Raw genomic sequence first — 13,905 nt, forward strand, 5'->3', positions numbered from 1 at the left:
CTGAGGCAGACACAAGGAGGGGCGATGAAGAATCCGTTCGATCGGCGGTCCAAGGACCAGCGAGCAATCGACGACGCCGTGGTCGGGTTGGCTCAACCGTCGTGGTCCGAGTCGACGACATCGGAGGCGACGCAGTACGTCCGGCTGGCTCTCGACGCGTGGCGCCAGATCGTCGGTAACGCGGATGCGCAGCGATTGTCCGAAGCTAAGCGCCTCGATCGTGTCCGTAGCGTTGTCGACCGACGACCCGGTTCTCGAAAACTCGACCCTGCAGAGTCGGCTCGCATCAAAGCAATTCGAGCGTCGGCAAGCGGGCGCATCGCTGTGGCGGCGGTGGTCATCGCGACCGCCATCGAGGAGCTCGATGTATGGACCGCACACGAGGTGTCACACCGCGTCGTGCGTATCGACCTGTCCGAGGAGATCGCGGCTATCGCGCGCAGCGCGTACCTGCTGGAGAAGGCCGTCGAGCGTCTGGACGCGCCGGTGGGTCACCTCGCGAAGGACGACGATGTCATGCGCATCTACCGGGAGCGCCAAGCAGCGCTCGCGGACCGTCAGCAGGTGCTGATCGGACGGTTGTCGGCGCTCCGCAATTACTACGACGGCTTGGCGGCGATGCAGAGGGAACTGGAACGGATGCGGTGGATTCAGAAGCACAGCGAACCCGACGCCGAGGAAATGCTGGCGCGCGAAGGCGATGAGCTGGGCTCGATGACGCTGACCGCGGCGCGTGACATGTTTGACGAGGCGACGGGTCGGCTGAGCGTTCAGATGCAGGAGGCAGTGGAGCGGTTGCGGGGGGAGGCCTCGTCGCCGAGGGAGTAACGCTTCGCCTGAAAAGGACGGTATGTCCGACGTGAAGTCACTACTCCTCGCCTGTTCGCTGATTCTGCTTGTGTTAGGCGTGACTAGCTGCTCGAACAATGTCCAGCAGGCAAGCGGGCCGATTTTGAGCTCGAACACTGCATCAAGCACGACCGAAACGACTACTGTCGCACCAATAACGACGCAGTCCTCGAAGTCCGTGCCAGAGCCGACCGCTACTGAGGCGACGACGTATGAAGCACCGGCAATCGAATATGTCGAGCCTTACATTGTCGATTGTCAGCCCGGCATGGGCCCCATCGAGACCTTTTGGTCAGACGGTACCCAAACTGGGTGGAGCGACTATTGCCAAGCAGTCCACGACGAGTCGTTGCGCGGCGAGGTCGAGGCCAATACGGCGGTGTGCGAGACCGACCTCTGCGTTTACCCGAACGGTGCGTCGTACCCGAATCCGAACTATCGGGTAGTTCCGACACCGTCGCCGTGGGTACAGGGGCAACTTGATTGGCAGAACTGCTTAGACGCTGGCAACACACAGGAATATTGCCGTATGACGTTGAACTAAAGGCTAAACTTCGCTCGGTATTGCAATTATCCGCGAAGTCCCGATCACCCAAATTTCTCAGGATCTTACGACGCAAACATTTCAAGAAGGAGACTGCAATGGGATTGCTAGACGGCATGATTGGTAACGCCGGCAGGATCGACCCTAGGGCTGCGCACGAAGAATTCAGCCGGCTCCTCGGCGAGGGGGAGCAGATCCACGCGGCTTACAAGCTCGTGCGGGACGCGTTCCTGTTCACGAACCGCCGACTAATTATGGTGGACAAGCAGGGGCTGACCGGGAAGAAAGTCGAGTACCACAGTGTTCTCTACCGCGCTATCACGCATTTTTCGGTAGAAACAGCGGGCACTTTCGATCTCGACGCTGAACTGAAGATCTGGATCTCCGGGAATCCGGCACCCATACAGAAGCAGTTCAACAAGGCTGTGGACATCTATGAGGTGCAGGGCATTCTGTCGCACTTTGTAGCTGTGTAAGAACATCGACCACGGTTTTGCCGCCCTGCTCGCGCAGTATCGCGGTGGACTTCAGCTGTAGAGCACGTCGAAGGCGCGCCGGGCACGCGCGCGTAATTCGTCTGGACCGATATCTTTGGGGCCATCTCGCAGGCCCGGATCCTCTACGTAGTCGTCAACGTCGAAGAATAGTCTCTCCAGAGTGTCGTATTCAGATCCCGAGACCTGTGTTCTGTCATCTTTGAAGTGCCTCAGGTATGCAGCTTCGAACTCACTTGCAGAGGTCGAACCGGAAACGAATGAGCCAATGATCTCGCGGTAACTCTCGATCATTGCGCTGACCGACTGCTCGGTGCTTGCCATCAACCTCCACCAAGCCTTCCAGTGTTCAGTACGTTGCTTCGCTGCATTTGAGTCAGACGCCACCCGGAAACAAACTCGCCTGAGGGCGTCTGGACCACGACCAAGCCGGTCGACTCATTGTAGTTCAGTATGGCCCCGTCGCCTCTGTACGTCCCATCGATGTGGAGGGTTGATGGGTCGCGCACGTGGTCTTGCACAGCTCTTTCGAAAGCGTCGAACCCAGCATTTCCACGAGGTTCCGTCACGCCGAAGTCATCGGCGTGCTTGAACTTTTTCTCGATCTGAGCTCTTGTCGTGGACAACGGCACGGTGACCGGCGCTCCCACGTTCCTGCTTCCTATTTCCTTGATCCGCTCCAGCTCGCTCTGACGCCGTCGAAGATCCCGTTCTCTACCGACCCCGCGGCCCAGATTTTTCGCCGACTTCCACACCTCGATGATGCGCCGCAGCGGCTGTGCGAATCGAGCGGCCACCGACGCTGCACGAGCCGTCGCAGCGACAGCACCGATCCCGAAGGTCACGAGTGATGCTGCGACTCCTAGAGCAGCTGTGATCGCCAGTTCTTTCAGCAACTCGTCCGCCAGCCCGCTGAGCTCGTTCAGCAGCCTGCTTCGAAGCTCGTCCAAGGCTTGTCGGTGCTCATCGCAGCTCGAGGCAAGTTCCGTGAGCGCAGACAGAACATCGTCGGCCGTTCCCTGCATCGTGCGAAGGTCATTGTCGATGAACTCCGTCTCCGGTGCGGTGATGTCCTGGAACGTCGTAGCGAGCTTGCTCAGCTCACTGGGCAGGGTAGAGAGTGCCGGTTCGGACGCGATTGCCCGCCACGATTGAGCGGCCCCGTCGAGCCGTCCCGTGTCACCGTCGGGAACGGTGATGCCGATCGTCTCGACGAGACCGAGGCCGCTGTCGAGAAGACCGCCATCACCACCCGCAGACGGCAGGGGAATCCAGCAAACGAATCCCGGAGATGAAGGTGCGGGAGGTTTTACGGGAGGCTCGCCGACCTCGGGCCCCAGACCCCGTGCAGCGTCGTAATCTGCTGTCGCGTGGTTGAAGCCGAGCTGAATCAAAACTTCGCCGTAGTGGTGTAGTGCCTCGGCTAGAGCCCGAATCGTGTCGACAGTCTCCACGGCCCGTCCGTCGTAAGACAGGGCCCACGCTTCGGCTTCGTCGTAGCTCCCGGCCATGTTGCCGCAGCTATCCAGCTCCCTCACGTGGCTGTCCACCGCAGTGAAGAAGCCCTGTGCGAGTCGTGCGCACGAACTGCCGGCGTCGTAGTAGACGGCTGGGTCGACGTCGAGCACGGTCATATTCCTGCACTCTGAGACATCGGACCCTTTCTGCGCCGATTGAGTAGCCGACTGCGAACCGCCGACACCTGCTTGGACGTCGCCAGTGGGCTTCTGGTTCCACTTCTCGTGGAACGGGTTTGTCGCTCGACTAGGAACTGCCACCAGTCATTCCTGGACTCGAGGGACTAGTTGGGCAACATCCCCCGCACCACCGACCACGCCTCGCAATCCACCCACGACGGATTCGACTGCTGCGGGGATCGAAACACTTCGATCCCCGCAAGCTCCGGCACGGCCGACAACTCCAACGCCACCACCGGCTCGTCGAACAGGACTATGTCCGTCGGCACCGTCCACTTCGGCCCCGGTTCGGCCGGCCCTGTCAGCGTGCCTGCACCCCAGATCCCTCGCCGCGGATGCGCACTGACCCAGAACAGCACCGGCTGTCCGGCAGCCATGAGCCGCGACCGGTAATTGTCGGCGACGCACCATCTTTCGGTCGCTCGGCCCGCCGCGACCATGGGTGCCAGGTCGGTGACCTTGGGATTGCACTTGATCACCCATGCGCCGAGCGACTGCGGTGTGATCGCTCGGGTCGTCATCGCTTGAATGCTAGGCCGGATAGTGTCGACGGACCCACCCACCCGAGGAGCCACGAATGCACCCCTTCCGCACCGCAGTGGAAGCGCGAGACCACGACGCCGTCGAAGCGCTCCTGGCCGACGACGTCGAGTTCATCAGCCCGGTTGCCTTCAGCCCGTACGCGGGGAAGGCCATCACCGCGGCCATCCTGCGCGGGGTGCTGCGCGTGTTCGAGGACTTCCACTACGTCCGGGAAATTGCCAACCCCGACGGCCGGGATCACGCCTTCGTGTTCGAAACCACGGTGTCCGGCAAGCGCATCACCGGCTGCGACTTCCTGCATTTCAACGACGAAGGCCTGATCGACAACTTCATGGTCATGGTCCGACCGCTCTCGGGCGCAACGGCTTTGGCCGCCGCGATGGGCGAGCAGTTCGAGCAGATCAAGGCTGAAGCAGCCTCCGCTATGTCCACTGAGCAATGACATCCAGAATCCACACCACACCGAATTTGTCGACTAGCTTTCCGTACAGCGGCGAAAAGACCGCCGGTCCAAGGGGAACGAGGATTTCGGCGCCGTCCGAGAGCCCGTTGAAGACGGCCCTGATCTCGTCGGCGTCGGTGCTGCGCACCGCGCTGTAGAACGGGTTCTCGCCGCGGTTGTAGGGCAGCGAGTCCTGCACGTCGTACGCCATGATGTGGAAGCCGTTGGGCGCAGTCACCTGTCCCCACGCGATCTGCTCCTCCTGGCCGGGGCCCTGCCCTGCTTCGACCTGACCGTAGGGGAAGGCGAGGATCTCACCGCCGAAGACCGCCTTGTAGAACTCCAGCGCCTCTCGGGCGTTGCCGTCGAGGTTGATGTGGAGGGCGTTGATGATCGTCATCTGAGAATCCTTCGTTCGAGTTGCTGACACGAATGACGATTCCATGGCAATAGGTCAGATCCTGACCTGATTGCCCGCGATACTGAAAACATGTCCGAACCGTCCTCTCGTATGCTCGCCCTCCTGTCGTTGCTGCAGGTTCCGCGGGACTGGCCGGGCACTCTGCTGGCCGATCGCTTGGGTGTCAGCCCGCGCACGATTCGGCGCGACGTCGATCGCTTGCGCGAACTCGGTTACAACGTTGCCGCTCTGCGGGGGTCGGACGGCGGATACCGTTTGGACGCCGGCAGCCAGATCCCGCCACTCCTGCTCGACGACGACCAGGTCATCGCCTTGACCGTTGCGCTGCAGGTGGTTCCGGCCCTCGGGGCGGACATCGGCGACGCTGCCGACCGTGCCCTCGCCACGTTGCGACGCGTCATGCCCTCGCGCATTCGGCACCGGGTCGCCGGGTTCACCGTCACCGCGATGCCCGCGAATCAGAACGCGGACCTGGTCGCCCCGGATGTCCTCCGTGTCCTGGCCTCAGCGAGTCATGCGCACGAGATCGTGCGCTTCGACTACCAGACCGGCCCATCGCGCCGCGTCGAACCCCACGGGGTCGTCGCGTCGAACTCGCGGTGGTATCTCGTCGCCTTTGATCTCGATCGGAACGACTGGCGCAGTTTTCGCGTCGACCGCATCATCCCGAAAATGCCGACGGGACTCCGCTTTTCGCCCCGCCCGACTCCGGGTGGCTCCGCGGTCGAGTTCTTACGCCGGCGGTTTCGCGGCAGCGACGACGGCGAGTGGAGCTGTGTCGGTCAGGCAACCATGCACATCGACGCGTCGGCGATCGCGCCGTACATCGGTGACGGCAGTGTCGAGGACCTGGGCACCGACACGTGTCGTGTGCAACTAGGAGCGTGGTCGTGGAACGCGGTGGCAGCGAAATTGGCGCAATTCGATGCCGACTTCGAGGATGCGAGTCCGCCCGAACTGCAGCAGGCCGTGGTCAGGCTGGGTGCGCGCCTCTCGGCCGGAGGGCGGTAGCCGAATTCCCCGCCGCCCCGCCCGCGAAAAAGTAGTGTGCGATTGATGAAGAGCACCATGCAGGACACCCCGCTGTCCATCGGACAACTGGTCCGTTACGGCACGTCGATTCACCCGTCCGCCGAGGTCACCACCTGGAGCGAAACCGGTCCGACCACAGTCACATTCGCAGACCTGGGCCGTCGCGCCGCCCAACTTGCGCACGGACTGCGCGCCCTCGGCATCGACGACGACCAGCGCGTGGCCACCTTCATGTGGAACAACTCCGCCCACATGGAGGCCTACATGGCCATTCCGGCAATGGGCGCGGTGCTGCACACCCTGAACATCCGTCTGTTCCCTGAGCAACTCACCTACATCGTCGACCACGCCGACGACCGCGTGATCATCGTCGACGCGAGCCTGCTCCCTCTGCTCGGGCCGCTGCTGCCGACCATGCCATCGGTGCGTCATCTCATCGTGGTCGGCGCCGACCCCGCCGGGGTACGGGCGCCCGAGGGTATGGAGGTGCACGGCTACGACGATGTCCTCGCCGGTCAGCCCGAGGAGTTCGACTGGCCCGAGCTCGACGAACGGTCCGCTGCCGCAATGTGTTACACCTCCGGAACCACCGGCGATCCCAAAGGTGTCGTGTACTCGCACCGGTCGATCTGGTTGCATTCCATGCAGGTCTGCATGACCGACGCGATGGCGCTCGACCAGTCCGACACGGTGCTCGCCATCGTGCCCATGTTCCATGCGATGTCGTGGGGCCTGCCCTACGCGGCCCTCATGGTCGGGGCGTCGCTGATCATGCCGGACCGTTTCCTGCAGCCGGCCCCACTCGCCGAGATGATGACAGCGCTGCGGCCCACCGCCGCCGCGGCCGTGCCCACCATCTGGCAGGCGCTCCTGGTGTATGTCGAGGACCACCCGACGGATCTGTCGTGCCTGCGCGACGTCTCGGTCGGCGGCAGCGCGTGCCCACCGAGCGTCATCCGCGCCTTCCACGACAAGTACGGCGTCCACATCTCGCAAGCCTGGGGCATGACGGAAACGTCGCCGCTGGGCACGTCGGGCCGTCCCGACGCCGGACTGTCACCTGAGGAAGAATTCGATTTGCGTTGTACGCAAGGACGATTCGTGTCCGGCGTCCGCGCCCGGTTGGTCGGCGACGTCGGCACCGAGCTGCCCTGGGACGGGCAACACGTCGGCGAACTCCAAGTGCGCGGACCGTGGATCACCGGCAGCTATTACCGCGACGACACCACGGACAAGTTCGACGACGGGTGGCTCCGCACCGGCGACGTCGGCACTATCTCCGAGGGTGGCTACCTGACGCTCACGGACCGCTCGAAGGACATCATCAAGTCGGGTGGCGAGTGGATCTCGTCGGTCGAACTCGAAAACCACGTCATGGAACACCCCGCCGTGCGGGAAGCCGCTGTCATCGGGGTTCCCGATCCGAAGTGGGACGAGCGGCCCCTGGTCGCCGTGGTGGTGCGCGACGGGCAGAGCGTGACCGCGGACGAGCTCCGAACGTTCCTCGACGGACGCGTCGCGCATTGGCAGCTTCCGGAGCGCTGGACATTCATCGACGAGGTCCCCAAGACCAGCGTCGGCAAGTACGACAAGAAGCGGCTGCGGAGTCAGCATGCCGATGGTGGGCTCGAGGTCGTCGAACTGGTGTGATGGATGGCCCGAGCCGTGTCGTCGAGCATCCTCACTGCGCGGAGGCGTCCACCATCTGCCGAAGTCGCTGCAGGGTGGCCTCGATGTGCTGGGTGTTGACTGTTCCGCGGTCGCGGACTCCCGTGGCCAGACCGCCGATTCCGACGAACCAGCTCGGTCGACGGTCCCACATACGTTCTGTCACTGTAGTTTTCGAATCGATCGTCTCGATGTCGTAGCGCCAGTGCGCGATCGGAATCGACGTCGGACCGTAGTGGACGTCGAATGCGAACACCTTGCCGGGGAAGGCGTCGGTGACGGTGCAGGTGGTGGACCATCGGTGCATTCCGTTGCGGTTGCGGCCCTTGAACTTGGCGCCGGGCCGGGCGGAGTCGCCGCTCGACCACTGCATCGAGTGGGTTTCGTCGGCCATCTCGGAGAATGTCGTCAGATCGGTCAGGACGGCGAACACCGCATCCGGTCTCGCCTCGACCGAAATCGTCCCCGACGCGAGTGGGGTGGCTGCTTCGTGTGACACGTGCTCCAGTCTACTGAGTGTTCACGCCTCGGACCTCGGGCTGTTCACGCAAAGAGGTCCATCGTTGTCCGCAATAGTTGCCACGATGAATACATGACCATCACCAAGCCGCCCGTTCCCTTCACCGTCGACGTTCCGCAGTCCGATCTGGACGACCTGGCCCGACGCGTTCGCGACGCCCGTCTCCCCGAACCCCTCGGCGACGACGACTGGAGTACCGGTGTTCCCATCTCCGTCCTGACGTCGCTGGCCGCCACCTGGGTCGACGACTTCAGCTGGCGAGACATCGAGACGCAGCTTGCGTCGTTCCCGCAGTTCCTGGTGGAGATCGACGGACAGCGCATCCACTACCTGCATGTGCGGTCCTCGCGTGCCGATGCCACACCCGTTCTGCTGTGCCACGGGTGGCCGGGGTCGTACCTGGAGTTCCTCGACTTCGTCCCGATGCTGACCGAGCCGGACGACGCGGACAGTCGTGCGTTCGACGTGGTGGTGCCTTCCGTCCCCGGATTCGCGTTCTCCACGCCGTTGACGGGCGACGGATGGAGCACCGACCGTGTGGCGGGGGCGTTCGTGGAGTTGATGAGTCACCTCGGATACGACTCGTACGTTGCGCAGGGCGGCGACTACGGCGCCGGCGTCGCACCGGCGATGGGTCGTCTCGACCCCGACCATTGCACGGCCATTCACGTCAATGGGTCCATCGGCGCACCTTTCCAGGAACCTGACGAGGACGAGCAAAAGCGTTGCACCGAAGTCGAATTAGACCGCTACCGTCGCGTCGGGGAATTCATGCAGTCCGAGTTCGGGTACATCTCCATCCAGTCGACGCGGCCGCAGCTGATCGGCGCCGCGATGACGGACAGTCCCGTCGGTCAGCTGGCGTGGATGCTGGACAAGTTCCGGGCGTGGACCTATCCGTTCGACGCCGAACCCGACGGACCGCTGGGCCGCAACAGAATTCTGGCGCACGTCACGCTGTACTGGCTGACCCGCTGCGCCGGGAGTGCCGCCTACATCGTCTACGCAGCGGACGCCGGTGCGTGGGGTGATCAGCCGCAGAAGCCGTCGCAACCGGTCGGCGCCATCATGTTTGCGCACGACATCGGCATCCGGCACCTCGCAGAGCAGGAGTTCGACGTCGTGCATTGGACCGAATTACCGGACCACGGTGGGCATTTCGCCGCGATGGAGAATCCTGCCGAGTTGGCGGTGGATCTGAGGAAATTCCTGGACGTGATCGACGCTTCCCGATGACACAGTCGTTCAGCGAGAACGGCTTCCCCGATCGGAGAGCTCGATCGACGCTTCGCCGTACGCCCCGCCGGTCACCATACTGTTGTACTCGAGCGCCGCATCGACCCAGAATTTCAGACCCTCGTCAGTGGCCACAGCCTTGTCCTCGACCGTGATCCACCCTTCACCTGTCGACTGGTCATCGCCCAAGTCGGCGCGACGGGCCCCGTCGATTTTCAGGTACTCGGCGTCGCGCTCGCTGTCGACGCGAACGAGTAAGGCATCCCGACCGACTCCGACGCAACACGCCATTGTGTCGTTGACGATGAATCCTTTTCCGCCGAACATCTTGAGCTCACGCAGACGTTTCTGGTATGACAGAGCGTCGCGCACCCGCTCCACGAGTTCGTCGTCATACGCCATGGGCACACCTTTCTCCGGAACTTCCATCGAATCGTGGTTCGCACATTCCCGCAGGGTTTCGACACAATCGGACTCGGACATGGCACGGTATCCGCATGCCTGTGCGTCAGCCGGAGAACCCGCAGCTCGTGAACAGCGCCGAGACGGCAGTGTGGACGGCGTTGTCGAACCAGCTCGGTGAGCACGATTTCATCGCTGCGAATCAGCGAGTCACCGACCGCGGCAAGGACCACGAGATCGATTTCGTGGTCGCACTCGATGGACTGGGCGTCGTGTGTATCGAGGTCAAGGGCGGACAGGTATCGCACGACGGTGAGACGTGGTGGCAGCGACGCCGCGGTGACGACGTTCGCATCGACCCGGTGAATCAGGTCCTGGGCGCAAGCTATTCGCTGCGGGACTACGTCGAGAAGGATCCTCGCTGGACGCAGGGACGGGTGCGGTGGGATCACGTCGTCGTACTGCCGAACGCCCAGTTGCCTGCTGATTTCGCCATGCCCGGCTGTCCACGGTGGAGAGTCATCGACCGCACGCAGATGAACCAGCTCTTGCCGACGCTGCGAAAGCTGTTGAGCAGCAAAGAGTCCAACCAACGCTCGCTGTCGGTCACCGGCGTCGACGAGTTGGCGGCAACCCTCAGCGGTCGAGGTCTACCGCAGAAGGACGTCCTCGCACGCGCACTCGCCAACGAGGACGAAGTCAACGCGTTGACCGACCAGCAGGCAGTGATCCTCGACGCCATCCGCTTGCTCAGACGCGTCGAAGTGCGCGGCGGCGCCGGCAGCGGCAAGACCTTTCTGGCCGTCGAGCAAGCGCGACGCCTGGCGAAATCGGGTGAACGCGTTGCGTTGCTGTGCTATTCGCACGGTCTCGCGTCCTACCTGCGTCGGCTCACGTCCACCTGGCCGTGGAAGGAGCGCCCGGCGTATGTGGGGGAGTTTCACGCATTGGGAATGCAGTGGGGTGCTGCCAGTGGGCCGGATGAATCCGTGCGGACCGCGTCGACGGTGAAGTTCTGGGAACAGGACCTGCCCGAGCAGATGGTCCGGTTGGCCGGCGACCTGGAGTGGGGGCACCGATTCGATTCCGTGGTGGTGGACGAAGCGCAGGACTTTGCAGACGCGTGGTGGCATCCGCTCGTGGAGTCGCTGCGCGATCCCGAGGGCGGTGGGCTTTTTCTTTTCAGCGACGAGGCGCAGCGGGTGTTCGACCGGCAGGGAACGCCTCCGTTGCAACTCGTCCCGATCGTCCTCGACCACAACCTGCGCAACACTCGTCAGATCGCGTCGTGCTTCACTCCGTTGGCGGGCCACCGGATACGGTTGCTCGGTGGAGACGGTCCCGAGGTGACGATGGTGCCGTGCACTGTCGACGACGCTCTTGATCGCGCGGACGATCAGATCGACGCGTTGTTGGACGTCGGTTGGCGACCCGAGGATCTGGCGATGCTGACCACGGGAAGTCGGCATCCCGAGCAGGTGTCGCGGCAGAGCGAGGGCCACGAGGCGTACTGGAACAGCTTCTGGGATACCGAGCAGGTGTTCTACGGCCACGTGCTGGGATTCAAGGGGCTCGAACGGCGCGCAGTCGTGTTAGCCGTCAATGAATCCGGTCATCGCGACCGCTCGCGCGAGCGCCTCTACGTCGGGTTGTCCAGGGCGCGTGACCAACTGGTCGTGTGCGGGGATCCGGACTTCATCCGGGACGTCGGCGGTCCGGAATTGGCGTCCCGGCTGGGGCTGTGACACCCGCCTGAGCGACGGTGTTCAGCGCCGACCTGTCCGCGTTGCCACACATCACGCATTGGACGCGTCGGGACGATCTGATCCGCCTGCTGGCGTCGTTTCCCCAGGATGAAGCTCTGGGGGCGATGAGTGTCCGGCGGTTGCGTTAAAGCTCGGGTTGTATCAATCCGCTCGCGAATCCCATCCGGTCCACTCAGGTAGCAGAGGTGCTACTCTCTTGGCATGGACTCCATCGGGCTGAAGGAATTGCGCCAGCACGCGTCCGACTACGTCAAGCGCGCAGAAGCCGGTGAATCGATGCTGATCACAGTGTCTGGTCGCGCGAGTGCTGTTCTCGGGCCGGCAGTGCGCAAGCAGTGGAACACCTACGCGGAGGTCTCCGAGGTCTTTGCGGCTCCCGCAGATCCGACGCTTGCTGACGACCTGGCCGACAGAAACGACGAGATCAGGGACCCTTGGCAGGCATGAGAACAGTTCTCGACACGAGCGTGGTCATTGCCGACCATCTCGACGAGGTCGAGGGTGAACTCGCTATCAGCTCGATCACGCTGGCAGAACTGCACTTCGGCGTGCTGGTTGCGTTGGATCCGCAGCAGCGAGCGGCCCGTTTGCAGCGCTTGGTTGCCGTTGAGCGAAAGTTCGAGCCGCTGGCGGTCGATACCGAGGTTGCACGAAGCTACGGCATCTTGGCTGCTGCGGTTCGTGCCAGCGGGCGCCGGCCGCAGGCGCGCGCCATGGACATCATGATCGCTGCGACAGCACTGGCCCACGGTGCGCGACTGCTGACGAGGAACGCTTCGGACTTGCGTGGGATCGAGCATCTCATGCAGATCCGAACACCCGACTGACGTCTTCAGCGCGGACGATCGCTGACCGCATGTAACCCACGCGAGCGCGTCCCGACTGTCCCCACCCAGCCCATCCACAGGAATACTGGCCACAAGGCCAGTCGTTCCAGCAGTCCGCCGAAATCTTCACTTCCAGACAGCGTGAAGAAGGCGACGGACGACGCAACCGTGACAGCACCGATGATCCACGCGCTCGTCGATATCCAGCCGAATCCGGTGAAGGCTCTGGCAGCAGCAAACATCGCGAGCTGCAACGCGATGAAGGACGGCGCGGACACCAGCACATGTAGTTCCAGATCGACATCGAGCGGCACCAGCCCCGTTGCCACCGAGCTGACTCCTCCAACAGCGATGAGCCACAGTGCGACAGTGGAGCTGCGACGCTCTGGCCAGCTTCGTCTGCTGAGGAGGGCGCCGACGATCAGGGCGATGCCGGACACGACGAATGCTCCGTTCATGACCGCGTGCAGAGGCGAGCAGACGGCGACAGGGCCGTACGCGTAGGTGATATCGGTACACGTAGTCGCGCCTAAGTCGCTGATCGTGTTGTCCAACAGGCTGTATGGGCTGCTTGTCGTGAAGCTGAGAGCGACCTCGACAAGGATATAGAGCGGCTGGACGGCCAGCATCGCCCAGCCGATGTGGGTCGGAAGAGGGCCGGTGGTCGTATCGGACATGGTGGCCACCCTTCCAGAGTCGGCGGTGTCGGGTCGACGTCCTAGATGCCGAGCTGAAGCCGCCCAGGACGCAGCGAATTGTTTTCGTCGGAGTGTCCGGCACCGACATCTCAGCGGCCCCGCCCTCGCGGAGTACTCAGCTCACCAACCCGGCCCGAAACGCCACCAACGCCGCGCCCACTCGACTTCCCACTTCGAGCTTCTGGAACACCGAGCTCAAATGCGTCTTCACCGTGGTCTCGCCGAGGAACAGTTGCTGGCCAATCGCGGCATTGGTTGCGCCGGTCGCCATGACGCGTAGGACTTCGATTTCGCGGTCGGTCAGCCGTTCGAGTCCACCAGTCGATTCCCGTGGACGTGCGGTGACGATCTGCCGCACCGACTCCTCCGAGAACAGGGTCTTGCCCGCAGCGACGACGCGAATGGACATCTGAAACGTCTCGGGCGCTTCGGATTTGCTCAGGAAGCTGTGAGCCCCTGCTTCGATGGACTGCACAACGAGATCGTCGACGTCCATTGCTGTCATCACCACCACCTTGGGCGGTTCGGGCAGCGCCATCATGCGGCGGGTCGCTTCGAGCCCGCCCACTCGGGGCATCTTGAGATCCATCAACACCACGTGCGGCCGGTGGTTGCGCACGGCGTCCGGGACTTCGTCGCCGTCGGACACGCTCTCCACCACGCGGATGTCCGGCGTCGCCGCGAAAATGTCGGCGACCCCGCGGCGAACGAACGGGTCGTCGTCGGCAAGGACGACCCTGATCTCGAAAGGCGATGTCATGGTGGA

The 13,905-nt window shown here is 63.2% G+C and carries 17 protein-coding genes; 9 read left to right on the top strand and 8 right to left on the bottom strand.

Annotated elements, in window-relative coordinates:
- Positions 1 to 24 precede the first annotated feature (24 nt).
- Positions 25 to 828 carry a hypothetical protein gene (locus tag IEW02_RS05565; RefSeq protein WP_188543641.1) on the top strand — a complete coding sequence of 268 codons (804 nt, stop codon included), beginning with the start codon at positions 25 to 27 and terminating at the stop codon, positions 826 to 828.
- 663 nt (positions 829 to 1,491) lie between these two features.
- Positions 1,492 to 1,869: a PH domain-containing protein gene (locus tag IEW02_RS05570; protein WP_188543642.1), complete on the top strand. Its 378-nt coding sequence runs from the start codon at positions 1,492 to 1,494 to the stop codon at positions 1,867 to 1,869.
- Between the two features lie 51 nt (positions 1,870 to 1,920).
- Here IEW02_RS05570 and IEW02_RS05575 read toward each other — a convergent pair whose 3' ends face one another.
- The 3 genes from IEW02_RS05575 to IEW02_RS05585 form a co-directional block, all read right to left on the bottom strand.
- Positions 1,921 to 2,211 (bottom strand): colicin immunity domain-containing protein, encoded by a 291-nt coding sequence (locus tag IEW02_RS05575; protein WP_188543643.1) that lies wholly within the window; start codon positions 2,209 to 2,211, stop codon positions 1,921 to 1,923.
- Complete coding sequence (locus IEW02_RS05580) at positions 2,211 to 3,521, bottom strand: colicin D domain-containing protein (RefSeq protein ID WP_188543644.1); 1,311 nt, start codon at positions 3,519 to 3,521, stop codon at positions 2,211 to 2,213. The genes IEW02_RS05575 and IEW02_RS05580 overlap by 1 nt, the downstream gene beginning before the upstream one ends.
- A gap of 167 nt (positions 3,522 to 3,688) precedes the next feature.
- Complete coding sequence (locus IEW02_RS05585; RefSeq protein ID WP_188543645.1) at positions 3,689 to 4,105, bottom strand: EVE domain-containing protein; 417 nt, start codon at positions 4,103 to 4,105, stop codon at positions 3,689 to 3,691.
- Between the two features lie 56 nt (positions 4,106 to 4,161).
- Here IEW02_RS05585 and IEW02_RS05590 point away from each other — a divergent pair, with 56 nt between their 5' ends.
- A complete protein-coding gene (locus tag IEW02_RS05590) occupies positions 4,162 to 4,569 on the top strand; it encodes a nuclear transport factor 2 family protein (RefSeq protein ID WP_188543646.1) in 408 nt (135 codons plus the stop codon).
- On the opposite strand, the gene IEW02_RS05595 is transcribed toward IEW02_RS05590, so the two are convergent.
- Positions 4,550 to 4,969, bottom strand: a complete 420-nt coding sequence (locus IEW02_RS05595; RefSeq protein WP_188543647.1) for a VOC family protein — start codon at positions 4,967 to 4,969, stop codon at positions 4,550 to 4,552. The genes IEW02_RS05590 and IEW02_RS05595 overlap by 20 nt on opposite strands.
- Positions 4,970 to 5,059: 90 nt before the next feature.
- Here IEW02_RS05595 and IEW02_RS05600 point away from each other — a divergent pair, with 90 nt between their 5' ends.
- Positions 5,060 to 6,001, top strand: a complete 942-nt coding sequence (locus IEW02_RS05600) for a helix-turn-helix transcriptional regulator (protein ID WP_188543648.1) — start codon at positions 5,060 to 5,062, stop codon at positions 5,999 to 6,001.
- A gap of 45 nt (positions 6,002 to 6,046) precedes the next feature.
- Entirely contained in the window at positions 6,047 to 7,672 is a 1,626-nt protein-coding gene (locus IEW02_RS05605) for a long-chain fatty acid--CoA ligase (RefSeq protein ID WP_188543649.1), read from the top strand.
- A 31-nt stretch (positions 7,673 to 7,703) separates the two neighbouring features.
- Here IEW02_RS05605 and IEW02_RS05610 read toward each other — a convergent pair whose 3' ends face one another.
- Positions 7,704 to 8,189 (bottom strand): SRPBCC family protein, encoded by a 486-nt coding sequence (locus IEW02_RS05610; protein WP_188543650.1) that lies wholly within the window; start codon positions 8,187 to 8,189, stop codon positions 7,704 to 7,706.
- A gap of 93 nt (positions 8,190 to 8,282) precedes the next feature.
- On the opposite strand from IEW02_RS05610, the gene IEW02_RS05615 reads away from it, so the two are divergent.
- Positions 8,283 to 9,446, top strand: a complete 1,164-nt coding sequence (locus tag IEW02_RS05615) for an epoxide hydrolase family protein (RefSeq protein WP_188543651.1) — start codon at positions 8,283 to 8,285, stop codon at positions 9,444 to 9,446.
- Between the two features lie 9 nt (positions 9,447 to 9,455).
- On the opposite strand, the gene IEW02_RS05620 is transcribed toward IEW02_RS05615, so the two are convergent.
- The gene (locus IEW02_RS05620; RefSeq protein ID WP_188543652.1) at positions 9,456 to 9,848 is read right to left on the bottom strand and encodes a TfoX/Sxy family protein; all 393 of its coding nucleotides are present in this window, start codon (positions 9,846 to 9,848) and stop codon (positions 9,456 to 9,458) included.
- A 95-nt stretch (positions 9,849 to 9,943) separates the two neighbouring features.
- Here IEW02_RS05620 and IEW02_RS05625 point away from each other — a divergent pair, with 95 nt between their 5' ends.
- From IEW02_RS05625 to IEW02_RS05635, 3 genes are all read left to right on the top strand, one after another.
- Positions 9,944 to 11,593 (top strand): NERD domain-containing protein, encoded by a 1,650-nt coding sequence (locus tag IEW02_RS05625; protein ID WP_188543653.1) that lies wholly within the window; start codon positions 9,944 to 9,946, stop codon positions 11,591 to 11,593.
- 222 nt (positions 11,594 to 11,815) lie between these two features.
- The gene (locus IEW02_RS05630) at positions 11,816 to 12,061 is read left to right on the top strand and encodes a type II toxin-antitoxin system Phd/YefM family antitoxin (protein ID WP_229745787.1); all 246 of its coding nucleotides are present in this window, start codon (positions 11,816 to 11,818) and stop codon (positions 12,059 to 12,061) included.
- Complete coding sequence (locus IEW02_RS05635; RefSeq protein WP_188543654.1) at positions 12,058 to 12,441, top strand: type II toxin-antitoxin system VapC family toxin; 384 nt, start codon at positions 12,058 to 12,060, stop codon at positions 12,439 to 12,441. Before IEW02_RS05630 ends, IEW02_RS05635 begins: the two co-directional genes overlap by 4 nt.
- Before the next feature lie 5 nt (positions 12,442 to 12,446).
- Here IEW02_RS05635 and IEW02_RS05640 read toward each other — a convergent pair whose 3' ends face one another.
- Positions 12,447 to 13,118 carry a DUF998 domain-containing protein gene (locus IEW02_RS05640; protein WP_188543655.1) on the bottom strand — a complete coding sequence of 224 codons (672 nt, stop codon included), beginning with the start codon at positions 13,116 to 13,118 and terminating at the stop codon, positions 12,447 to 12,449.
- A gap of 136 nt (positions 13,119 to 13,254) precedes the next feature.
- Entirely contained in the window at positions 13,255 to 13,899 is a 645-nt protein-coding gene (locus IEW02_RS05645; RefSeq protein ID WP_188543656.1) for a response regulator transcription factor, read from the bottom strand.
- Between the last annotated feature and the right edge of the window lie 6 nt (positions 13,900 to 13,905).

The organism is Rhodococcoides trifolii (assembly GCF_014635345.1).
In the GTDB taxonomy this organism is placed as follows: domain Bacteria; phylum Actinomycetota; class Actinomycetes; order Mycobacteriales; family Mycobacteriaceae; genus Rhodococcoides; species Rhodococcoides trifolii.